At 44.1% G+C, this 21,630-nt stretch carries 22 protein-coding genes and 1 pseudogene; 15 read left to right on the plus strand and 8 right to left on the minus strand.

Going from position 1 to position 21,630, the window contains the following annotated elements; genetic code table 11:
* The first annotated feature begins 209 nt into the window (after positions 1-209).
* The 3 genes and pseudogenes from KW548_23830 (at position 210) to KW548_23840 (ending at position 1,395) form a co-directional block, all read left to right on the plus strand.
* Positions 210-527, plus strand: coding sequence for a metalloregulator ArsR/SmtB family transcription factor (locus KW548_23830; protein QXX08619.1), 318 nt, complete (start codon positions 210-212; stop codon positions 525-527).
* A pseudogene (locus KW548_23835) lies at positions 524-935 on the plus strand (YeeE/YedE family protein). The gene KW548_23830 and the pseudogene KW548_23835 overlap by 4 nt, the downstream one beginning before the upstream one ends.
* A 10-nt stretch (positions 936-945) precedes the next feature.
* Positions 946-1,395, plus strand: a complete 450-nt coding sequence (locus tag KW548_23840; GenBank protein QXX08620.1) for a YeeE/YedE family protein — start codon at positions 946-948, stop codon at positions 1,393-1,395.
* Between the two features lie 18 nt (positions 1,396-1,413).
* Here KW548_23840 and KW548_23845 read toward each other — a convergent pair whose 3' ends face one another.
* Complete coding sequence (locus KW548_23845; GenBank protein QXX08621.1) at positions 1,414-2,304, minus strand: endonuclease/exonuclease/phosphatase family protein; 891 nt, start codon at positions 2,302-2,304, stop codon at positions 1,414-1,416.
* A gap of 294 nt (positions 2,305-2,598) precedes the next feature.
* On the opposite strand from KW548_23845, the gene nrdD reads away from it, so the two are divergent.
* The 5 genes from nrdD (at position 2,599) to KW548_23870 (ending at position 8,001) form a co-directional block, all read left to right on the plus strand.
* Positions 2,599-4,719: an anaerobic ribonucleoside-triphosphate reductase gene (gene nrdD / locus KW548_23850; GenBank protein QXX08622.1), complete on the plus strand. Its 2,121-nt coding sequence runs from the start codon at positions 2,599-2,601 to the stop codon at positions 4,717-4,719.
* A gap of 106 nt (positions 4,720-4,825) precedes the next feature.
* Positions 4,826-5,293 carry an anaerobic ribonucleoside-triphosphate reductase-activating protein gene (gene nrdG, locus KW548_23855; GenBank protein QXX08623.1) on the plus strand — a complete coding sequence of 156 codons (468 nt, stop codon included), beginning with the start codon at positions 4,826-4,828 and terminating at the stop codon, positions 5,291-5,293.
* 168 nt (positions 5,294-5,461) lie between these two features.
* Positions 5,462-6,643: an aspartate/tyrosine/aromatic aminotransferase gene (locus KW548_23860; GenBank protein QXX08624.1), complete on the plus strand. Its 1,182-nt coding sequence runs from the start codon at positions 5,462-5,464 to the stop codon at positions 6,641-6,643.
* A gap of 75 nt (positions 6,644-6,718) precedes the next feature.
* Positions 6,719-7,369: an ATP-dependent zinc protease gene (locus tag KW548_23865; GenBank protein ID QXX08625.1), complete on the plus strand. Its 651-nt coding sequence runs from the start codon at positions 6,719-6,721 to the stop codon at positions 7,367-7,369.
* 221 nt (positions 7,370-7,590) lie between these two features.
* Complete coding sequence (locus tag KW548_23870; protein ID QXX08626.1) at positions 7,591-8,001, plus strand: NUDIX hydrolase; 411 nt, start codon at positions 7,591-7,593, stop codon at positions 7,999-8,001.
* 35 nt (positions 8,002-8,036) lie between these two features.
* Here the strand turns inward: KW548_23870 and KW548_23875 are convergent, their stop codons facing one another.
* Positions 8,037-8,510, minus strand: a complete 474-nt coding sequence (locus KW548_23875) for an FKBP-type peptidyl-prolyl cis-trans isomerase (GenBank protein ID QXX08627.1) — start codon at positions 8,508-8,510, stop codon at positions 8,037-8,039.
* Between the two features lie 15 nt (positions 8,511-8,525).
* Positions 8,526-9,152, minus strand: a complete 627-nt coding sequence (locus KW548_23880) for a thioredoxin domain-containing protein (GenBank protein ID QXX08628.1) — start codon at positions 9,150-9,152, stop codon at positions 8,526-8,528.
* A 234-nt stretch (positions 9,153-9,386) separates the two neighbouring features.
* Between KW548_23880 and KW548_23885 the strand changes: the two genes are divergently transcribed.
* Both KW548_23885 and KW548_23890 read left to right on the plus strand, forming a co-directional pair.
* Positions 9,387-10,004 carry an OmpA family protein gene (locus KW548_23885; GenBank protein QXX08629.1) on the plus strand — a complete coding sequence of 206 codons (618 nt, stop codon included), beginning with the start codon at positions 9,387-9,389 and terminating at the stop codon, positions 10,002-10,004.
* A gap of 148 nt (positions 10,005-10,152) precedes the next feature.
* A complete protein-coding gene (locus tag KW548_23890) occupies positions 10,153-10,890 on the plus strand; it encodes a transporter substrate-binding domain-containing protein (protein QXX08630.1) in 738 nt (245 codons plus the stop codon).
* Positions 10,891-10,898: 8 nt separating this feature from the next.
* Here the strand turns inward: KW548_23890 and glpC are convergent, their stop codons facing one another.
* The 3 genes from glpC to glpA are packed head-to-tail and all read right to left on the minus strand — an operon-like array spanning position 10,899 to position 15,093.
* Positions 10,899-12,128, minus strand: a complete 1,230-nt coding sequence (gene glpC, locus KW548_23895) for an anaerobic glycerol-3-phosphate dehydrogenase subunit C (GenBank protein ID QXX08631.1) — start codon at positions 12,126-12,128, stop codon at positions 10,899-10,901.
* Positions 12,125-13,429, minus strand: a complete 1,305-nt coding sequence (gene glpB, locus KW548_23900; protein ID QXX08632.1) for a glycerol-3-phosphate dehydrogenase subunit GlpB — start codon at positions 13,427-13,429, stop codon at positions 12,125-12,127. The genes glpC and glpB overlap by 4 nt, the downstream gene beginning before the upstream one ends.
* Entirely contained in the window at positions 13,426-15,093 is a 1,668-nt protein-coding gene (gene glpA, locus KW548_23905) for an anaerobic glycerol-3-phosphate dehydrogenase subunit A (GenBank protein QXX08633.1), read from the minus strand. The genes glpB and glpA overlap by 4 nt, the downstream gene beginning before the upstream one ends.
* 476 nt (positions 15,094-15,569) lie before the next feature.
* On the opposite strand from glpA, the gene KW548_23910 reads away from it, so the two are divergent.
* Positions 15,570-16,421 carry an aquaporin gene (locus tag KW548_23910; GenBank protein ID QXX08634.1) on the plus strand — a complete coding sequence of 284 codons (852 nt, stop codon included), beginning with the start codon at positions 15,570-15,572 and terminating at the stop codon, positions 16,419-16,421.
* 45 nt (positions 16,422-16,466) lie between these two features.
* On the plus strand, positions 16,467-17,981 hold the full coding sequence (gene glpK, locus KW548_23915) for a glycerol kinase GlpK (GenBank protein ID QXX08635.1): 1,515 nt from the start codon (positions 16,467-16,469) through the stop codon (positions 17,979-17,981).
* A gap of 56 nt (positions 17,982-18,037) precedes the next feature.
* On the opposite strand, the gene KW548_23920 is transcribed toward glpK, so the two are convergent.
* On the minus strand, positions 18,038-18,289 hold the full coding sequence (locus KW548_23920) for a YgjV family protein (GenBank protein QXX08636.1): 252 nt from the start codon (positions 18,287-18,289) through the stop codon (positions 18,038-18,040).
* Between the two features lie 292 nt (positions 18,290-18,581).
* The gene (locus tag KW548_23925; GenBank protein ID QXX08637.1) at positions 18,582-18,902 is read right to left on the minus strand and encodes a DUF496 family protein; all 321 of its coding nucleotides are present in this window, start codon (positions 18,900-18,902) and stop codon (positions 18,582-18,584) included.
* A 417-nt stretch (positions 18,903-19,319) separates the two neighbouring features.
* Between KW548_23925 and KW548_23930 the strand changes: the two genes are divergently transcribed.
* The 3 genes from KW548_23930 to traF all read left to right on the plus strand — a co-directional run bounded on the left by KW548_23930 (position 19,320) and on the right by traF (position 21,502).
* Complete coding sequence (locus KW548_23930; GenBank protein QXX08638.1) at positions 19,320-19,979, plus strand: YceH family protein; 660 nt, start codon at positions 19,320-19,322, stop codon at positions 19,977-19,979.
* Entirely contained in the window at positions 19,979-20,296 is a 318-nt protein-coding gene (locus tag KW548_23935; protein QXX08639.1) for a GIY-YIG nuclease family protein, read from the plus strand. The genes KW548_23930 and KW548_23935 overlap by 1 nt, the downstream gene beginning before the upstream one ends.
* A 66-nt stretch (positions 20,297-20,362) precedes the next feature.
* A complete protein-coding gene (gene traF, locus KW548_23940) occupies positions 20,363-21,502 on the plus strand; it encodes a conjugal transfer protein TraF (GenBank protein QXX08640.1) in 1,140 nt (379 codons plus the stop codon).
* Positions 21,503-21,630 lie beyond the last annotated feature (128 nt).

Consider the following 21,630-nt stretch of genomic DNA (forward strand, 5'->3'; position numbering starts at 1 on the left):
CGCTGCTGCTGAAGCTCCTCGCGCAACGTCACCTATGATAACAAGCTTAGTCATAGTGAATACCTGTAAGAATGGGTCTTGATGCTCTAAATATTAGCCAATGCTAAACTAAAATATTCTAAATGTAAATTATCTAATTTAGCATTGACTAATGTAAAAAATTGGGCCACAATTCGAGGTAATTAAGTAAAGTCTAATGTAAGGTCGATATGAATCCAGATACTCTTGATATCATTCAGATGAGAGACAGTGCAGAGGAAGCCTCGGGTATTCTTAAGATCATGGCTCATCCGGTTAGATTAATGATCCTTTGCCAACTGACACAAGGTGAAATTGGCGTTGGGGAGCTGCAAAACAATGCTCTCCTCAGTCAATCTGCATTTTCCCAACATTTGACGGTATTACGTAAAAACCATTTGATTAAGGCACGTAAGGTGTCTCAACAAGTATTTTACTCCTTAGCTGACGCTCGAATCGACACTTTGATTGAGTGTTTCCATGCGGTTTTTTGTCGGAGGGCATCATGACATTTGAGTCTTTTCCTTGGTTATCACTTGCTGGCGGAGTTTTGCTCGGTTTATCTGCAACTCTGCTGTTAATGATTAATGGTAAAGTGGCGGGAATCAGTGGCATCGTCAACGGTGTGCTATCACCAAAATCTAATGATCTTTTGTGGCGTTTGCTGTTTCTTATCGGCATGGTTGCGGGCGGAGCTCTAAGTGTTGTGGTGATTGGTATTGAAATACCTGATACCGAGTCCATTTCTACCTTTTTTTCTGGTCATCGCTGGCTTGCTGGTTGGGTTTGGGACTCGACTAAGCAATGGCTGTACCAGCGGTCACGGCATCTGTGGTGTCGGTCGATTCTCCTTTCGTTCACTTGTCGCAACGGTCATTTTTATGGTGGTTGCGGCTGTGACGGTTTATATTCGCTAGGGGTAACACTATGAGTAACACGACAGTTCGAGTCTCTGCATTAGTCAGTGGGTTACTTTTTGGTATGGGTATGGCGTTGTCAGGGATGATAAATCCTGAAAACGTGATTGGGTTTTTAGATGTCACAGGAGCATGGAATCCGAGCTTAGCATTTGTCATGGGGGGCGCGTTACTTGTATTTACACCGGCCTATCATTTTTTGATAAAACCTCAAGCCAGAGCACTGTCCGGAGAGGTATTTTCTCTGCCTACGAAAGTGCAGCTAGACAGCAAGCTCATCTGTGGTGCAGCATTGTTTGGCGTCGGCTGGGGACTCGCTGGGATATGTCCAGGCCCCGCCATTACGAGCCTAGCTTTCGGCAATTTTGATATTGTTATCTTCCTAGCATCTATGGTGTTAGGGTCCTTACTCGCTAAGCATGTGACCGCGCCGAGTACCCAAATGGTTTCTTTAGACTAACAATGCAAGAGTGCCTTATCAGTTAAGTTGGGTGCTGATGGGACAGTGGTCACTTAAATGTTGTTGGAGAACCAATGCAGTGGGAAACACATCTTGATTGGTTTGAGCGGTGGTCAACCCGGGGCTCACAATAATGTGGTCGATAAGCGAACGAAACTGGTGCGTTTTATTCGGTTTCTTGCGTGAACGTACCTTACATCTTGCCGGCGTGCCTTTTGTCGCTAGTATGGCTTGTGAAGAGTGAGAAATGACTTTCCATAACCAATCTCCGTTGTCACTGAGATTATGGTTGAAGTCGCCCAGTATGGCGTAGTTCTGTCCTTGTCGCTCTCGTTCACTGATCCATTGGTTCAATACCTTGCCCTGCGATTTGAGTATTTTGCAGTCACGGCTGTTTTTATAGGCGCCGCTACAGCGCGCTTTTAGATGGACGGACAGGGCATGTATGGGTTGTGAGCCATTTGGGTTGAGTACAATGTAAGTGCCAAATCGGAGTTTACTGTTCTTTCTTTTATCAAGTTGAATGTCTGGCTTGTCCGCCACCTCAATATCTTGTTTGACTGCAAACCCCGTATATTGGTTGATCTCGTCAAACTGTTGCTTCCTATAAACGTCTGACGCGCGGTCAGAGAAATAAACGCGATAACCATCTCCAATCACTTTACGCAGCGCCTGTTGGTCGTCCACTTCTTGAAAAGCGAGTACATCACTATTGATTGCCGAAAAGTGCCCTGCGAGTGCTTGAAAATCTTGTTTGCTTCGTTGGGACTGTGAGAATTTGTCTGAAGGGTGAGAGGTCAGCCATTCCAAATTCCATGCTGTGACTGTGAGAGCAGAAGCGGCAAAAGAAGCGGTTGAACTCGTTATCCACAGGATCGCCAAAATCGCTTTGAATTTAGTGTTAGTCATACGCTATAAACTCTGTTTTCAGGTACAGCCTTTATTCTATAAGTACTCAACAAAAATCAAGTTAAAATCGAATAAAAATCACTTTTTTCATACATTTCTTTCAAGCTGAGATCACGGCCACTAAGATCGATTTGTTCTTAATCTAGGGCCTAATTTTATTGATCGAAATCAATACAAGAGCTTGGTTCATTTCGTTAAATACGCCACAACATATTGTGTCGGTAGAATGAAAAATAACCCTATATAGTGTATTTGTGGATAAGTCTGTGAGTATGTAAAGGGTAAGGAGAGAAGGTGAAACCAATCGTAATCAAGCGTGACGGCTCTAGAGCTCCGTTTAGCAGGGATCGCATTCAGGCTGCTGTTGAAGCAGCGGCAGAGCATGTAGATAAAGAAATCGCCATATACGCGCTAAATGTGGCGCTAGCGGTGGAGCTGCAGCTTAAAGATCACGATGAAGTTCATATAACGGAAATTCAAACCTTGGTGGAAAATGAGTTAATGCAGGGGCCTTATAAGTCACTCGCACGCTCGTACATTGAGTACCGCCATGATCGCGATATTGCACGAGAGAAGCAAAGCGTTTTGACTCGTGAGATCGAAGGATTAATCGAAGAAAGCAATGTTGATCTGATTAACGAAAACGCCAATAAAGATGGCAAGGTTATTCCGACCCAGCGTGATTTACTGGCGGGGATAGTCGCTAAGCATTACGCCAAAACACACATCTTGCCTCGCGATATTGTTCAGGCCCATGAGCAAGGCGATATTCATTATCACGATCTGGACTATGCGCCGTTTTTTCCGATGTTTAACTGCATGTTAATCGATTTAAAAGGCATGCTGACCCATGGTTTCAAAATGGGAAATGCTGAGATAGATACGCCAAAATCAATTTCTACAGCGACCGCAGTGACCGCGCAAATCATCGCTCAAGTCGCCAGCCATATATACGGTGGCACGACGATTAACCGTATTGATGAAGTGCTTGAGCCTTATGTTATGGCCAGTTACGAAAAGCACCTTAACATTGCTCAGGAATGGGATATTCATGAACCTGAAGCGTTTGCACGCGCGCGCACCGAAAAAGAGTGTTATGACGCTTTTCAGTCTCTGGAATACGAAGTAAATACGCTGCATACCGCCAATGGCCAGACACCTTTTGTTACCTTCGGGTTTGGTCTAGGGACCAGTTGGGCTTCTCGATTGATCCAACAGTCGATTCTTAAAAATCGCATCGCTGGTTTAGGAAAAAACCGTAAAACGGCCGTATTTCCTAAGCTTGTCTTCGGAATAAAAGATGGATTGAATCATAAAGCCGACGATCCTCACTATGACATTAAGAAGCTTGCACTTGAGTGTGCATCAAAACGTATGTACCCAGACATTCTCAATTACGACAAAGTGGTTGAGGTCACGGGTTCATTTAAAACACCAATGGGATGTCGTAGTTTCCTAGGAACCTATGAGGAAAATAGTGAGTTGATCCATGAAGGGCGCAATAATCTGGGCGTTGTCAGTCTTAACCTTCCTCGAATTGCGATTGAAGCAAAAGGTGACGAGGGCAAGTTTTATCAGATTTTGAATACGAAGTTAGAACTCGCACGCCGTGCTTTAGAGACACGCATTGCTAGGTTAGAGAACGTGAAAGCACGTGTTGCGCCAATTCTCTATATGGAAGGCGCTTGTGGCGTTCGCCTAAAGGCTGATGAACCTATTGCCAACATTTTTAAACATGGCCGCGCGTCTATCTCTTTGGGTTACATAGGTGTTCATGAAACGATTAATGCTTTATACGGCAATCAGACACATGTTTATGACAACTCAGAGCTTCGACAGAAAGCGCTCGATATCATCAAGTATCTTAAAGATAAGGTAAACCAATGGGCCGAAGAGTCGGGTTATGGTTACAGCTTGTATGGTACGCCTAGTGAAAACTTATGTAGCCGATTCTGCCGGATTGATACAAAAGAGTTCGGTGTACTGGAAGGGGTCACAGAGAAAGGTTACTACACCAACAGCTTCCACCTCGATGTAGAGAAGAAGGTCAACCCATACGACAAAATCGATTTTGAAATGCCTTATCCGCAGATTTCGAGTGGTGGTTTTATTTGTTACGGCGAGTTTCCAAATATGCAGCGCAATGTTGAAGCATTGGAAAACGTGTGGGACTACAGCTACAGCCGCGTTCCTTACTATGGGACCAACACCCCTATCGATGAATGTTATGAATGTGGGTACAACGGTGAATTTGACTGTACGAGTAAAGGGTTTACGTGTCCTAGCTGTGGTAATCACGATTCCACTAAAGTCTCTGTAACCCGGAGAGTGTGTGGCTATCTGGGCAGTCCTGATGCGCGGCCGTTCAACTTTGGTAAGCAAGAAGAAGTAAAGCGCCGAGTTAAGCATCTATAAAGCCAATGCGTGAATTCGTTCAGTAACGAAAAGGGGCGAGGGAGTCACTCGCCCTTTAGCAGTAGCACGAAAGCATTTTCTCAAGTATCCAACATCGGAAAACGTCATGAACTACCACCAATACTATCCTGTGGATGTGGTTAACGGGCCAGGCACACGTTGTACTTTATTTGTCTCTGGCTGCATACATCAGTGCCGCGGGTGTTATAACCAATCGACACAGCGAATTGACTCAGGAGTGTGGTTTACTCAACAAGTGGAAGACCAGATTCTGAAGGACTTAAAAGATACCCGTATTAAAAGACGCGGGCTCTCGTTATCCGGTGGCGATCCACTTCATCCAGCCAATGTTGCTGATGTATTTCGGTTGGTTAAGCGGGTACGTAAAGAGTGCCCAGACAAAGATATCTGGATGTGGACAGGTTATACGCTGGCTGAATTGACGGTAGAACAACAAGAAGTGGTCGCGTTACTTGATGTTTTAATTGACGGCAAGTTTGAGCAGGAGAAAAAGGATCTCAACCTAGAGTGGCGTGGTAGCTCCAATCAGATCATTCACCGATTCAAGATTTAGCTCTACCTATAGAGTTTTGTTCTGACTGAACTCTTTATGTTGCAAATATGTTAACGAAAAAGGTTTTTATCCTGTTTTGCTCTTAGGCACTAAAATTTTATTTCTGAATTAGGGGATTAAGTGATAAGTTGAACACCGTTACTTGAATTTCAAAGGGTTATGACTTTCATGTTCTCTCATTTACCAACACCTACACTGGATCCTATCCTTTCTTTATCCGTCGCTTACCGTAATGATCCTCGTCCTGACAAAGTGGACTTGGGTATTGGCGTCTACAAAAACAGTACTGGTGAAACACCAGTCATGAAAGCAATATCTCAAGCACAGGATATTGTGGTTGAAACGCAAAAAACGAAATCTTACGTCGGCTTGGCTGGCTGTGAAGAGTTCAACCAGAGTATGGTTGATTTGCTGCTTTCGGGTACTTCAGCCATGGATCGCGTTGCAGCCATCCAAACACCGGGCGCCAGTGGTGCACTGCGTATGCTTGGTGACCTGATGAAAGTCGCTCAGCCTGAAACGACGGTTTGGATTTCAAACCCAAGTTACGTTAATCATCGTCCTGTTATGGAAGCTGCGGGTCTTAAAGTGAAGCTGTACAGCTACTTTAGCCCTGAAACCAAACAGGTTGATACAGCGCGAATGCTCGAAGAATTGTCTCAGGCGGGACCAAAAGATGTGGTCCTTCTGCATGGGTGTTGTCACAACCCAACTGGGGCTGACATCGACTTTTCTGCATGGCAGGCGGTGACGGAGTTATCACAGAAAAACGGGTTTATTCCGTTTGTCGATATTGCATACCAAGGCTTTGGTGACGGCTTAGAAGAAGATGCCAAAGGTTTACGCTTTATGGCGGACAATGTGGAAGAGATGCTGATCACCACATCTTGTTCAAAGAACTTTGGCCTTTACCGTGAACGTACGGGTGCCGCCATAGTGGTTGGCAAGTCATTGCAAGATGTTGGCAATGCAAAAGGCAAGTTGCTAACGCTTGCACGTGCAACGTACACAATGCCGCCAGATCACGGTGCGGCATTAGTCAAAACCATCCTACAAAGTGAAGCGCTGACCGGTGTTTGGAAACAGGAGTTGAGCGAAATGCAACAGCGCCTGCTGAACCTTCGTCAAACCTTATGTAATGAATTGAGAAATACCCATAACACGTCACATTTCGATTTCATTGAAAGCCACAAAGGCATGTTTACTGTGCTAGGCTTTACTCAAGACCAAATGACGCAACTCCGTGAAGAATATGGTATTTATGGTGTTGGAGATGGTCGAATTAACATCGCAGGTTTGACTGAAAAAGACATTCCTTACGTAGCCGATGCGATAGTTAAAGTGTCTTAAGTGTCGCTTTAAGGCTCACACTGATGTGGGCCTTTTTAAAAGTGGTCCTATCTTGTTATTGAATTAGGTGATCGAATGAACAAAACATGGAAATTCCTGATTCCAGTTATGCTTAGTGGCGGTTTAATGGCGTGTTCAACGACAGGTCCGCAGCCAGCAGAACCAGACAAAAAACCGCAAATTGAAAAGCCTAAAGCAGAGCAGCCAGATAAAGAAGCTGAGAAACCGCGTAAGCCGGAACCCAAACCGGAAGTAAAACCTGAGAAAAAACCACCGCCAAAACCACAACCGAAGAAAACATCGGATGGAAAACTGATCCTCGGTGAACAGGAATGGGTGTATATTCCTGGGCTTGAAGAGAACTTCAAAGCGCGTATCGATACCGGTGCGACAACGTCATCAATCAGTGCTACCGATGTCGTTGAATTTGAACGTGATGGTAAAGACTGGGTGAAGTTCAAGATCGAACACGACGGTAGCAAGAGTAAAGAAATTGCTCTTCCAGTGCAACGCTGGGTGAAAATTCGTCAGTCGAGTACAGAAGAGGCTGAGCGTCGCCCTGTTGTTGAATCTTGGATCCAGATTGGGGATTTGAAAGAGAAAACAGAATTCACGCTTGCAGATAGAACACATCTCACGTTTCCGTTGTTACTCGGTCGTAGCTTCTTCAAAGATGTCGCCATTGTCGATGTAAGCAAGAGGTTTGTGCAGAAAAAGTACAAATAAAAAATATCGCTCAGTTCAAACGGCACCCATAAGGATAAGGTGCCGTTTTTTATTATTTTACATTGCGTTTTTTGAACGTAGTGAAAGAACTGAATTGCATATTCGGTTACTCTACGCTGGTTCTTAACATTCAGTATCGGTGTCAGACATTTCTAATCTAAAAACACAACTCGTCTGAGCCTAAAGCGCCGATATAGTCAGCTTAATCCAAGGAGCCCCCAATGAAGCATTTAGCGATGGCCGTCGTCATCAGAGATGGAAAAGTTCTGATTCAGGAGCGCTACCGACCTGCTCAAGGTATGATTATGGAATTTCCCGGCGGTGAAGTGGACAGCAATGAGTCTGGTACCAATGCCGCGATCAGAGAACTGTATGAAGAGACTCATTTGAGTGGATTGTCTCACGTTGCGACTTACAGCGATATTAATGAATATGGTGGAAGAATATACTACGTGGTTCTTCATGCAGGTCAATCGACGCTACCTGTTGCCCATTCAGAACATAGGCAGCAAACTTTTCATTGGATGACAGCGGATGAAATTCCGACGACCGATTTCTATAAAGCTGATGTTAACTTTATTCAACAACATTTGAATAAGCATATTTGCAGAGAGTTAAAAGAGCTGGCATAGAAAAAAGGCCAATCACGAATGATTGGCCTTGTTGATTATTGGATTTCCAACAACTCGACATCAAATATTAGCGTTGATGCTGGTGGAATTGGACCACTTCCACCTTTGCCGTAGGCCAGAGGGCTAGGAATGAACAGGCGGAACTTGTCACCTTCTACCATGTATGTCAGGCCTTCTTGCCAACCTTTGATGACTTGGTTAAGAGCGAATGAAATTGGCTCACCACGTTCAACTGAGCTATCGAACACAGTGCCATCGATTAGCGTACCGTGATAATGCACCTTCACTTTGCTCTTAGCGGTTGGATTGACCGTACCAGTTCCTTTGTTGAGCACAAGGTACTGCAGTCCGCTTTCCGTTGTTACCACACCTTCTTTTTCACCATTTTCAAGAAGAAATGCTTGTCCTGCTGCAAAGTTTTGTTCGCCAGCTTTGCTGGTCACCATAGTGCGATAAATCATGAAGCCAGCTAGTACTAAAATGACGATTGGGATGATTATTTTAGACATGAGTCCTTTCCGTTTTTACTTAAGGTTGTTTTGAATTAAATAGTTGATAGTCTTGGCAATGTCTTCAACATTTTTATGACCGGATGTCAGCACCATATACTTACCGTTTACGATAAAGGTCGGAACTGCATTAATTTGACCTTTTTCAGTGATCTCTTTAGCGACTTGCATTGCTCTGAATAACTGTTTTTGCTGGTCTTGTTTGAGCTCGTAAGGACTGGTTAGTCCGCGAGAGTGGAAAGCATCATCGATGGCTTGCTTTTTCGCGGCCATTGTTGCGTCGTCACCCATTTGAGCCGCGGTAAACAATTCATTCATCATCGATGTTTCAGGCTTTTTACCCAGTTGCATTTCAGCGCTGTAATAGATCATGGCACCAACTTGCGCACTTTCATTAAACGTCACGTGGATCTTGCCAATGTTTTGCTTGGTGAGTTGTTCCAATTGAGGCAAAACCAGTTCCATTTTTTTACAGTGGCCACAATTGAGTGAAAAAACTTCAGCCACCTGAGGCAAGCGAAAGGTCGATAAGTTGACAGGAAGTTTTTGGAATTGCTTACCTTCCTGCGGGACATCGCTCTCTGCACACCCAGCCAATAGAGTGGCAATTGCGATGGTCAGTAAGGCCAGTATCTTTTTCATAGTATGTTCTCTTTGCAGTCGCTGTTCGCGATGTGTTTTCAGTGAGATAACAGTAGGCGGATTTTACTCTTTCACGGCGAGTAACTAAATAGCAAACAGTGTGAAATGCTTATTAAATCATTTCAGAACGTTAAGTCGTCAACAGGCGATAAGAAAAGGGTTAAATTATAATTAAAGTATTCCCAGAGTTGCCGATATAAATGATGTATCGAAACGGAAACGAATGGTGGATCAATGAAATATCTTGCCTTACCTTTGCTCTTACTTCTCACTGGTTGTGGCAATCTGGCTAAAGAAATGCGTTATCTCACGGATGACATGCTAGAGACCGCCCCAAAAACAGACTTCGAAGTACGATACCCGAATTGGGGAGACGCACCTCAACTGGCTTCGTCTGGTGTGAAAGGACCCATGGGGCAGATGCGCACCAGCAACTATAGCGATCTGCAAAGTTTCCTATTGAAAAACGGTGTCGACTACGAGGTACTGCCGGGTAACCACATCATGGTTAAGTTAACTGATACGGTCAAATTTAACACTGGCTCGTCAATGGTTAAACCTGATTCGATGTATTGGCTGGACATGATGGGCCGATATTTAGCAACACAGCCGGGCATTGATATTGTGATTGATGGCCATGCTGACAGTACTGGAGCGCCGGCTTTTAACGATTCACTTTCCATGAAACGCGCTAAAGCGGTGAAAAAGCAATTGGTTAGCAATAATGTGGCGATGAATTCTATCTACACACGCGGCTATGGTGAATATGTACCAGCATGTTCAAACACGACAAGTGCCGGAAAAGCCTGTAACAGACGCGTAGAAGTCCTGTTTATCGTTTCGAATAACTGACCAATAATTAGCGTAACTCAAAAGCCAAAGCTAAACTCTTCAAATATAACCTAATGTCTTGTCGTTGGGTGGCACGTCACCATTTTATGTTGTGGAGAGAGTATGCTGATTAAGTTTCCACTTTTCTCAAATTGCCTTGTCGTATTTTTTGGCCTACTTACTGTTTTTCGCTACTCCAACCTCTGCGTCTACGCAGACGCTCACTATTGCTGTTGGTGGTGAGTACCCTCCATATCATTCCAAAACACTACCGGGTTATGGTATCAACGCTCAAATCGTCACGGCTGCATTTGAGACGCAAAATGTAGACGTAAAGTATGTTCATTTACCAACTTGGAAAGAGGCATTTGACTTTGCAGCACAGGGTAAAGCCGATGCGACGGCGTTGTGGGAACTCAACGAAGCGTACAAAGAATCTTTCCTTATCAGTGATGTGGTTTATAAGATAAATGCGCATTTGTTCTACCAAAAACAAAAGGCATTCGACTGGAATCGAGTGGAAGATTTACAAGGTCTGAAAGTCAGTGCACTGATTGGTGGCTATTACGGTGAAGCGTTTGAAAAGGCGGAGAAAAGTGGCAAGCTCACTGTTGAGCGAGTGCATGATGAGGCTGAAAACATCAAAAAACTGCTTGCTGGGACTATTGACGTATCGCCACTATATATTACGTACGTCAACTATGTGCTTAATAGTGAAGGCTTGGAATCCGAGAGAAGTCGTTTGACTTATCACCCCACACCTCTGTTTGTGAATACTCTGCATGTGTTGCTACCCAACAAGAAGCCTGATAGTCAACAGCATTTGATGACTTTTAATCAAGGTCTGAAAGCCATCAAAAGGAGTGGAAGTCTGCAATCTATTCTCAACGCGCATCTCAGCTATTGAGATGCGTTCTAAGTGCTTATCGCCATTGCCAGTAACGTGACTGGGTGAATAGTTTCTCGTTGTGTGTTTTCTTCAATTTGCCATTTGCAGGTTTCGCAATCCGTAATAGCGAAGTCTGCCTTGGCTGACTTAATCGATTCAAAGAGAGGATGGCCAATTTTCATGGAAACCTGATAGTTTTCTTCTTTAAAACCATAGGTTCCTGCCAGCCCACAGCATTCGCTATCAAGAATGATCAATTCCAATCCTGGTATTTGTTTTAGCACCTCCAAAGTGAAGATGACGTTGCCACTTCTTTCCAGATGGCAAGGTGTGTGGTAAACCACTCGTTTGTTGATCGGTTTCATATTCAACGTATTGCCATTCATAAATTCTTTTAACAGGAACTTAGTGATGTATTCAATACGATCGCTGACGTGAGAATTTTCAACGCCCAAAACATGCGGGTATTCCTGCTTGAGCGTAAAGGAGCAAGTTGAAGATGTTGAAAGGACGGTATGACCATGGTTAGAAACAGCATCTTCTATGTGTTTGATGTTAAGTTCTGCGTTGCGACGAGCCTTACTATGAAAGCCGTTCGCTATCAGTGGGACACCACAACACTTTTCCTTCTCCAATAGTTGTACGCCGATGCCTAGTGCATTGAGAACCTTGACCAGATCTTTCCCAAGCTGAGGGTGGTTGTAATTGACAAAGCATCCGTGAAAGTAGCTGATTTGACGGGGATAGATATCTTGATTGGACACGTGTTTTTTGTACCAGTGACGAAACGTTCCGTGGGAGTATTTGGGTAACGATTTGTGCTCGTCGATCCCGACAGTCTTATGCAGGATTTTTTTGATGGGTTTGTTATCCGTTACTTTGTTGATTAACGGAGCGACAGGCGTCGCTAAATGCCCGAAAAGGTCGGTATGGCTGAGTACAAAATCTCTAATGAGTTTAGGGCTATAAGTTTTTTTTCCGTATTTCCCTCTTGCCACAGCAATAATGTCACCAATCTTGACACCAGAAGGACAAGCTGTTTCACAACGTTTGCAGTTGGTGCACAGCTTTAATGCTTCATCATAATAGTCGGCGTTTTTAATCCGCAGCCGCTCTCCATCTGGGCCAGATTGTTTTGGGCCAGGGTAGAGCGGATTTGCTTTCGCTACTGGGCAGTAAACGGTACAAACGGTGCACTTAATACAATGATCAAAACTGGTGACCTGAGGAGCGTGATCAGCAAAATAGGTGGTCATACGTGAGTCTCCTCTAACGCTATGGCGTGAATAATATTATTAGCGACATGGAAAGCGCTTGCGATGGCAACACCGCCTCCACAACCTTGTTGTATCGGGTCATAGTGAGACAATACTGAACCACAGCAGTGCAAGTTGCGAACCGTTTGACTATTCAGCGTTGGATTAAAGTCGCGGTCAGTAATCACGCCATACTGCGTAAATGGGTGTGAAGATTGGCTGAAAAAGTCTTTATTTCGCCACTGGCTTCTATCTTGGTGATAATGGACATCTAAGTTGAATATTGGTTCGACAATCCGATTCGATTCAGCAACCAGACCATGGCTAAAGTAACTCCCTGAAGCGAGCACGTAGTGTTTGGCGATGAGCGAAAAGTCTTCTAAGTTGGCCGTCTGTATAGAGCGAATCGCCTTTTTGTCTTGATGCCAATGTGCGGAAACAACCTTGTCGCCCTTGAGCTGTATACCCCCCATTTTGGTAAACATGCCTTGCAATGCTTCTTCGATCCTAATTCCCAATAGGGAAGGTGGCATTGTCGGCACTTCATGAAAACAAAGTTGAGTCTCGCTTTGTAATCGTTCCATCAATGCAAGGCCGTCGCCATTTCCCATGATGGCTGGAAGAATGACTAGGTCATCCGCAGTGGTTCCTGCGCTTAATTGATGTACAAAACTCGAAAATGCTTTGGGTTGTTTTAGTGTTCGGGCGATATCGATAGAACGCAGCTCATTCGGGTTTTGTCGTAGAGAATCAAAGCCAGGAATACGGACCGACAGTATTTTCTTTTCGACTTGGCGAAACTCTTCAATCTGGTTTAGATTATCGAGGGCAAGTTGAGGTTGAAAATCTCGAAACCCATCAATGGAGATTAAAACGAGCCTCTTTAGTGAGGAATTCGGCAGCCATTGATGGACGTACGGCTGTGACAACCAAGTTGGTTTGATTGTACCCAAGGGTGTGATCCGGTAATGATTATGGCCATTTTGGTTTGACGAGAGGGAGACGCCAGTCTCACTCAGCATGGCTTGAAACCACAGCAGCGCTCTTTTTATCTCAGAAACAGATAGCTTGCTATAAGGGTGCTCGGATGAAAGCGCTTTGAGTACAGGAATGCTTTCAAAAGGGTCTGTCACTTCTAAGCCATTTGGTAGATTGCCAAGTACATCAATTGAGCCAGATGAGAAGTGCAATGAGCTGTGGCCTTGATTAATCAAGACGGTTTTTAATCCAGATTCCAAACACTTCAAAGCTGAGCAGTAACCCGCTATTCCGCCTCCTATCACAACGACATCATACTTCATCTGGTCTCCTCCTTAGCGTCTTTATGAGGGATGCATTGACCAGCACCAAACAAACCTTGGTAAATCCAATGGCTAAACTCAGCCTCTCTAAGTGCATCGCCCCAGAAGATGGGCTTAGTACCTTTCCATCTCTCTTCTAGGAATTCATTAAGAAGTTGACTGCACTGGTTACCGTTGTGGTTGGCGTACTGGTTAAACAAGCTCGCAGCGCGATAACTGCAAAGCTCACCCTGACATGGCCCCATTCCAAGACGTGTACGGCGACGTAAGTCGACCAGAGTATGTACATTGAGTTGTTTAATCGCGTATTCGATTTCGCCTGCGGTAACCATTTCACACTCGCAAATCACGGCTTGTTTTTCGACACTTTCATTCAGAAAATCAGAAGCACGCTCACCATGACGGTAATATGCTGATTCGTAGACAGGCTTTACGATACTGGCTGTTTTCTTTGGCTTGCTAACTGGTTTGTTTGAGCCGGGAAGGGGTGTGATATGTGTGGTGCATGGCTCATTCACAGATAGCTTCTCGGCCAGCAAGTCTGTCGCCCATTCTGCCATTAGTCGGTAGGTCATGAGTTTACCGCCAGTTACAGTAGTGAAGCCTTTCAGACCATCCCGTTTTTCATGATCAAGTAATACGATACCTCGGCTGATATTGCGGCCGCTTCCATCATCATCGACGGAAACCAGTGGTCGTACGCCAGCATAGGCACGAAGTACGCGAGTATTAGCCATGATAGGAGCAAGCTTCGCTCCTTCTTTCAGCAACACGTCGACATCTCGTTCGGTAACATGGAGATCATTAATTTGATCGTAATCGATATGTTCTGATGTCGTTCCGATGAGAGAAATGGTATCTCCAGGCACTAATATATCGGCGTCTGAAGGTTTTCGGCAGCGATTGATGACGAGGTTGTTGATTCGATAATCGAGTATGAGTAACGACCCTTTTGCTGGGAACATTCTGATGCTGAGATCGGCATACTCGCCAATGTTTTGTCCCCATATACCAGCAGCGTTGATGACTTGCTTTGAAAATATTTGAAAGGATTCGTTCTTTTCAGTGTTGTAGCCGTTCACGCCAAGGACTGTATCTTCATGACGTATTAAGGAGGTGACTTTGGTTTTGTTGAATAGAAGCGCTCCGTGCTCGTTGGCATCTAAAACATTAGACGCGCATAAACGAAATGGATCCAATGTGCCATCTGGTACTTGGACCGCCGCTTTTATTTTGGGGTTAACATTAGGTTCCAGCTTAAGGGCTTGTTTAGCCGATAGTCGCTTGGTGGGGATATCCGCTTTGCTACAAGCGTCAACAAATGTGTCCTGAAAGCTAAGGTCGTCTTCAGGTAAGGTAATAAAGAGACCATTTGTATCCTCAACACAATGACGAGCAATGTTTTTAAGTATGCGGTTTTCTTGAATACACTCTTTTGCTGACTCACCATCTGTGACGGCGTAACGAGCTCCGGAATGAAGTAAGCCATGATTACGTCCAGTAGTTCCCGACGCAATATCGTCTTGTTCTAATAAAATGCAACGGATACCACGCAGTGAGCAATCGCGCATGATTCCTGTACCTGTTGCGCCTCCGCCGATGATGACCACATCAGTTTCGAACCGTTTAACCATAGTAAAGTTGGGCCTTGGTGAAATGTCCATAATTATAATGTGCCATTACTTTCATTTAATTTTCGTTAACTTGTTCACATATGAGCGAACGAGTATTTTATGGTTGTTGTGTTGCTCATCATTAACCTTTTATTTTTGCAATCCGTTAAAATACGGGCAGATATACACGGTTAAGACGGTTTAAAAGTATACGTAACAATAGTTCAACATATGACGAGTGATTTATTAGAGTAAATACACCTGTTTTGTGTCAATGCTTTTTGAATGCAAGCGTTAGTGGGGGTGCATTAGAGCAATGTGAGGATATTGTTAATAGTGGTTTTTAAAGTGAAGATCAAAAAATTGATTTAATTAACAAAATAGAGAACATAAAAATAACAAAACGTGCTCGAACGCTCATTAATCGGGTGTGAACGTTTAATCTCATACCTATGTATGCAAAATACGATGCGCAATCAATACAAAAACTAAATTGCACATATTTAATGTAAACAAGGACTCTTACTATGACGAATAGAAAACCCACCTTACTTGGTGAATGTATCGCTGAGTTTATAGGTACCGGACTATTGATATTCTTTGGCGTTGGCTGTGTAGCCGCTTTAGTACTTGCGGGTGCTCAGTTTGGGCAATGGGAAATCAGTATTGTCTGGGGCTTTGGGGTAGCTATTGCTATCTACTGTACAGCAGGTGTGTCAGGAGCGCACATCAACCCCGCTGTCACGATTGCATTGGCGGCTTTTCATGGATTTGATAAAGCCAAGGTTGTGCCTTACATCATCGCTCAAATGTTGGGCGCTTTTTGCTCAGCTGCGTTGGTATACAGTTTGTACAGCAACTTGTTCGTCGATTATGAGATTGCACAGGGCTTTGCGCGCAGCAGCCAAGACGCATTGGCAACGGCAGGAATCTTTTCTACATACCCTCATGCGTCGTTGTCGTTTGCCGGAGCGCTAGCGGTTGAGTTTGTTATCACAGCGGTTCTAATGTTTGCCATTTTAGCACTCGGTGATGAAAACAACGGCGCGGCTCGTGGTGCAATGAACCCTCTACTTATCGGTGTTTTGATTGCTGTCATAGGTGGCTCTCTTGGCCCACTAACAGGTTTTGCAATGAACCCTGCACGTGACTTTGGCCCTAAATTGTTTGCATACCTTGCAGGTTGGGATTACGCGCTCTCAGGTGCTAAAGAGATTCCATACTTTATCGTCCCTATTTTAGGTCCGATTGCTGGCGCATGTTTTGGCGCTTGGGCTTACCCGAAATTTATCGCTCAATACCTGCCAAATACAGGGACAGGTTGCACGATTCCAAATCAGTGTGAAGACACTGAAGAGAATCAAGAAGCGCATGTTTAATACTAAAATTACCAATAGAAATCTCGAAACGAAAAGGAAATGATCATGACTGAGCAAAAATACATAGTCGCGCTAGATCAGGGCACCACAAGTTCAAGAGCGGTTGTACTAGACCACGACGCCAATATTGTTAGCGTTTCTCAGCGTGAGTTCACTCAAATTTACCCACAAGCGGGTTGGGTAGAGCATGATCCAATGGAAATCTATGCGACACAAAGCTCAGTGTTGGTGGAAGCATTGGGCAAATCGGGTATTCGTAGCGACGAAGTAGCCGGTATTGGTATTACAAACCAACGTGAAACAACCATTGTTTGGAACAAAGAAACAGGCAAACCAATTTATAACGCGATTGTTTGGCAATGTCGTCGTACTGCTGCAATCTGTGAGGATCTCAAACAGCGCAATTTAGAAGAATACATTCAAGAAAATACAGGCTTAGTTTTAGATCCTTACTTCTCTGGTACCAAAATCAAATGGATCTTGGACAACGTTGAAGGGGCGCGTGAAGATGCTGCTGCTGGTAAGCTTCTGTTCGGTACGGTTGATACCTGGTTGGTTTGGAAGATGACTCAAGGCCGTGTTCACGTCACAGACTACACCAACGCGTCACGTACGATGCTGTTTAATATCAATACACTTCAATGGGATGAGAAACTGCTTAAGGAAATGGATATTCCATTGTCTATGATGCCTGAGGTGAAGAAATCATCAGAAGTGTATGGTCAAACTAACATTGGTGGTAAAGGAGGTACGCGTATCCCAATCGCTGGTATTGCGGGTGACCAACAAGCCGCACTGTACGGTCAGATGTGCGTTAACGCAGGTCAGGCAAAAAATACCTATGGTACGGGTTGTTTCCTTCTAATGAATACTGGTCAGGAAAAAGTGACGTCTAAGAATGGTTTGCTAACCACTCTCGCTTGTGGGCCAGGGGGCGAACCAGCCTATGCATTGGAAGGTGCAGTCTTTATGGGCGGTGCATCGATCCAATGGCTACGCGATGAAATGAAGTTATTGGCAGACGCAAAAGATTCTGAGTACTTTGCGACTAAAGTTGACACATCGAATGGTGTTTATGTTGTCCCTGCCTTTACTGGTCTGGGTGCTCCATACTGGGATGCATACGCACGTGGTACCATTGTTGGACTGACTCGTGGTGTCAATTCCAACCACATTATCCGTGCCACATTAGAAGGTATTGCTTACCAAACACGTGATGTACTCGATGCCATGCAAGCGGACTCTGGAATTAAGCTTGAAGCACTTCGTGTCGATGGTGGTGCGGTTGCTAATAATTTCTTGATGCAGTTCCAGTCGGATGTACTTGATACACAGGTACTGCGCCCTAAGGTCACTGAAGTCACTGCATTAGGTGCGGCTTATCTTGCAGGTTTGGCAGTGGGTTTCTGGAATAGCTTGGATGAAGTGGCAGACAAAGCAGAAGTGGACAAGACCTTTACCCCTCACCACGATGAAGAAAAACGCAGTCGTCGCTACAAAGGCTGGAAGCGTGCGGTGAAATGCGCACAAGCTTGGGCAGAGATGCACGACGAAGACTAAAACAAAAGGCCCCGGATGAATCCGGGGCCTTTTTTATATCTGCTGATATTCATTCGTTAAGCGGCGCTTTCCGCTTCAGCGCTCTTTTTTTCGCTTTGCATCTTTGCAAGGAAGTAAATGTTAACACAAGCGATGAAGCCGTTAGTCACAACGACTGGCCATGCGTCAATCATAAGACCGTAAGCAGTAAAAAGTGCACAACCAATAAAGTTGAGTACACGTAGCTTAACGATGTCTTTCATGGTTAAAGAGATAGCTACCATGATAGATGCAGCGTAGCCTAAAATTTCAACCATATTCATATCCATAATTTGACCCTCTAAAGTTTGCCGAACCGTGTCGGTACCAATTCTTCTCATCGTGAGATATATGAGGAAGCTCCATGCCTCGAATGGTCTGAATGATTATCTAAATGAAATATAGCAGGGCTAAATGTGTGATGAAAGCCCCAGTTTTGTGTTTGTAGAAGGTTAGCGATTACGCAAACGTTTTACGTGGATTAGTCAATTTTAATAACCAAAAATGTTGGTTATATCTCGACTTTGATTAAAAAAGCCCGCATTGTTTCATGCGGGCTTAACGTGTTAATGATGCAAAAAACTACTTCTTTTTACCTTGCAGTACTTGCTTATCTTCTTCTGTCAGTTCTCGTATACGGCGACTGATGTCACGACGCTCTTTGGAAATTTCGGCGCTTTTGATGATGTGGTCATCAACGCGGTCTTCATAATCGGCTTTCATGTTCTTGATAATGGCGACAATTTCTTCTGGCGTCATCTCTGGTTTGATGTAGTCCATCAGGTTGTCTAACAGGTCTACACGCTTTCGGTTATCGCGAACCTTTTTTTCATTGTCAAGCAACTCGCGCTTTAGCTTATTTTTACGGCGGGCCTGAGCTACAATTTCAAATACACCACTCATAGGTTCCTTTCCTATCTTTACTTACCTTTAACTGTCAATGATTAAAACACAACATTCCTACCGATAACAGTCTTAAGATCAATCATTACAAAGCATTGGTGGATTTATCGCCGATCCAATTAATAGATCATTGAGTAGCAGCTATAGTTCAGGATATGATTTGACTATCAATATCAACTGCTGCCGCAATACTATGCGAACTTCTGACATTATCATTCCCAAACCTACACTCACTGAAGCACCCCAACGTTCCAGTAAACTCGTTGAAGCTTACCGCAAAGAACGCACTTGTCAGGAGATCACCGACGTTGAATTGAATCGTAGTAAAATCGTGATGATCGATGAAAACGGAATCATGAGAAAAGTTCCCATCCTTTCTGAACATTGATTTGGGAAGATTCAAATAAGGAAATAACAATGAGTATAGAACTAAATCCTATTGAAGCCCGTGTAATTGGTTGTTTGATTGAAAAAGAAGTCACCACGCCAGATTACTATCCGTTGACCCTAAATAGCCTTACCAGCGCGTGCAATCAGAAGAGCAATCGTGAACCAGTCATGGCACTGAGTGATATTGACGTTCAACAAGCCATTGATGGACTTATCTCACGTCGTCTAGTCAGTGATGAGAGTGGGTTTAATAGTCGCGCTAGTAAGTTTCAACATCGTTTTTGCAACACTGAATTTGGTGATCTGAAACTGACTAAGCAAGAGAAAGGGATTGTTTGCTGTATGCTGCTTCGTGGTGCTCAAACTCCAGGTGAGTTGCGTACCCGTACTAACCGTTTAGCAGAATTTACGGACGTGAAAGAAGTCGAAGCTGTACTGGAACGAATGGCGGATCGAGAGGAAGGGGCTTTGGTGGTAAAATTGCCACGTGAAGCAGGTAAGCGAGAATCACGTTATATGCATTTGTTCAGTGGTGACGTGGATCTAGAAGCAATGACAGCGATAAGTGCTTCTTCTGTTCAAGCAACGGTGAACGATGATCGTGTCGAGGTCCTTGAACAAGAAGTGGCGATGCTAAAATCGGAAATGGCAGAACTTCGTCAACTTGTCGAGCAACTCACAGCTTAATGTCTCAGTTCAAACAACCTGTAACGTGTTCGGATTGGTACGTTTATCTTATTCGAACACGCTTGAATGCTCTGTATTGTGGTATCACTACGGATGTTGAGCGACGCTACTCTCAACATCAATTAGGCACTGGCGCTAAAGCGTTAAAGGGAAAGGGGCCATTAACACTGGAATGGTCAGCCAAAGTCGGTCAAAGTCGTTCATTTGCCTCAAAAATAGAGTGTCGCGTCAAGAAACTCACGAAATCGCAAAAGGAGCAGTTGATTTCAGGCAGCTCAAATTTAACTGACTTTTTTGATATTGATCTGCTCAATTAAATTCCCATCTTTTTCTGAAATTTGTATTAACCTTGATTATGAGATGTCAAAAAGGTTGATATGGATATGAAATTATTGACAAAAACATCATTATTGATTGTGTCTGGTCTAGCTGTCTTAACTGCGCAAGCAGCAACGGTGGTTCCCGACGGTCGTGGAAATGGCATGGGGAACACGGGAGTCACGACTGCCGATTACGTGTTAGCGCCTTTCTACAACCCAGCTTTGGTAGCGGTATACAGAGATTCTGATAGTTTCGGTATCCTTTTTCCCGGTATTGGAGCCAGAATTCGAGATACAGATAAAACCCTTGAAACCGTTGATGATCTTCAAGATGCAATCAAACAATATGAAGCCAACTCTTCAACGCCGGGCCTTGAAGTGAAAATTAACAGTTATTTGGATCAGCTCTCAGATGATAAACCTCTGGGTGTGAACGGCGGTGTTATAGCGTCTGTTGCGTTGCCTCTGGATGCTTTTTCCACAAATTTGTTTTTGCGTGGCTACGCTGATGTCATCGCCAAAACAGATATATCTAGCGGCGGGAATACTCAAACTCGCTATGAAAACTCCCGCGTAGACATGATTGCTTTCGGCTACAGTGAGTTTGGAGTGGCCATTGCTAAGCGCGTGTCTATTTCAGGACAGGATGTTTCGCTTGGTATCTCACCAAAATTTCAAACCTTGCGTACCTACAAGCAAGCCCTAACCGTCGAAAACTTTGATTTGAGTGATTATGATCAAAGCGAAACCAAGGAAAACGCGTTTAATTTGGACCTTGGTGCTGTATGGTTTTATCACCAGTTTCGTGCTGGTATCGCCATAAAAGACTTGTTTTCGCGGGAATTACAGACTCTTGATATCAGTGGTGTGAGTACTTATAAGTTGGATACACAGGCCACCGTTTCAGGTGCCTATGCCTTGGATTACTTCGTTGCAACGGTTGACTGGGATCTCACTAAGCAAGAGCGCTTCAGTGACCAGAATGATGACACTCAATTTTTACGCTTTGGGGTTGAAGGGAATGCGATGGGCTGGGCGCAACTTCGGTTGGGCTATGAGATTGATCTCGAGGACACATTGGACAATTCCATTACCGCTGGTGTGGGCGTTAGCCCCGGTGATTTAGTGAGTTTGGATTTGGCTGGAAGCTATGCAGGTAATAACCAATATGGTGTGTCGGGCAATCTGTCTTTTACCTTTTAAGGGCGATTATGCCACATTGCCTTTTTTGTAAGTTAATGTTTTTAATCAGTTAATATATTGCCGTACAGTCGACCTAGTGCAGATAAAAGAGTACTCTCTAATAAATTAAAAACTAAAGTTAGCTAGTT

This window comes from Vibrio neptunius (assembly GCA_019339365.1).
Classification (GTDB): Bacteria; Pseudomonadota; Gammaproteobacteria; order Enterobacterales; family Vibrionaceae; genus Vibrio; species Vibrio neptunius.

Excerpts from the sequence above, each read along its gene's own strand:
- KW548_23925 (QXX08637.1), bottom strand. The coding sequence starts at position 18,902 with ATGAGTGGTGTATTTGAAATTGTAGCTCAGGCCCGCCGTAAAAATAAG.
- KW548_23860 (QXX08624.1), top strand. The coding sequence starts at position 5,462 with ATGTTCTCTCATTTACCAACACCTACACTGGATCCTATCCTTTCTTTA.
- glpK (QXX08635.1), top strand. The coding sequence starts at position 16,467 with ATGACTGAGCAAAAATACATAGTCGCGCTAGATCAGGGCACCACAAGT.
- KW548_23885 (QXX08629.1), top strand. The coding sequence starts at position 9,387 with ATGAAATATCTTGCCTTACCTTTGCTCTTACTTCTCACTGGTTGTGGC.
- KW548_23930 (QXX08638.1), top strand. The coding sequence starts at position 19,320 with ATGAGTATAGAACTAAATCCTATTGAAGCCCGTGTAATTGGTTGTTTG.
- nrdG (QXX08623.1), top strand. The coding sequence starts at position 4,826 with ATGAACTACCACCAATACTATCCTGTGGATGTGGTTAACGGGCCAGGC.
- glpC (QXX08631.1), bottom strand. The coding sequence starts at position 12,128 with ATGACCACCTATTTTGCTGATCACGCTCCTCAGGTCACCAGTTTTGAT.
- KW548_23880 (QXX08628.1), bottom strand. The coding sequence starts at position 9,152 with ATGAAAAAGATACTGGCCTTACTGACCATCGCAATTGCCACTCTATTG.
- KW548_23840 (QXX08620.1), top strand. The coding sequence starts at position 946 with ATGAGTAACACGACAGTTCGAGTCTCTGCATTAGTCAGTGGGTTACTT.
- KW548_23845 (QXX08621.1), bottom strand. The coding sequence starts at position 2,304 with ATGACTAACACTAAATTCAAAGCGATTTTGGCGATCCTGTGGATAACG.
- glpA (QXX08633.1), bottom strand. The coding sequence starts at position 15,093 with ATGGACATTTCACCAAGGCCCAACTTTACTATGGTTAAACGGTTCGAA.
- KW548_23830 (QXX08619.1), top strand. The coding sequence starts at position 210 with ATGAATCCAGATACTCTTGATATCATTCAGATGAGAGACAGTGCAGAG.
- KW548_23865 (QXX08625.1), top strand. The coding sequence starts at position 6,719 with ATGAACAAAACATGGAAATTCCTGATTCCAGTTATGCTTAGTGGCGGT.
- glpB (QXX08632.1), bottom strand. The coding sequence starts at position 13,429 with ATGAAGTATGATGTCGTTGTGATAGGAGGCGGAATAGCGGGTTACTGC.
- KW548_23875 (QXX08627.1), bottom strand. The coding sequence starts at position 8,510 with ATGTCTAAAATAATCATCCCAATCGTCATTTTAGTACTAGCTGGCTTC.
- KW548_23870 (QXX08626.1), top strand. The coding sequence starts at position 7,591 with ATGAAGCATTTAGCGATGGCCGTCGTCATCAGAGATGGAAAAGTTCTG.
- traF (QXX08640.1), top strand. The coding sequence starts at position 20,363 with ATGAAATTATTGACAAAAACATCATTATTGATTGTGTCTGGTCTAGCT.
- KW548_23910 (QXX08634.1), top strand. The coding sequence starts at position 15,570 with ATGACGAATAGAAAACCCACCTTACTTGGTGAATGTATCGCTGAGTTT.
- KW548_23920 (QXX08636.1), bottom strand. The coding sequence starts at position 18,289 with ATGGATATGAATATGGTTGAAATTTTAGGCTACGCTGCATCTATCATG.
- KW548_23935 (QXX08639.1), top strand. The coding sequence starts at position 19,979 with ATGTCTCAGTTCAAACAACCTGTAACGTGTTCGGATTGGTACGTTTAT.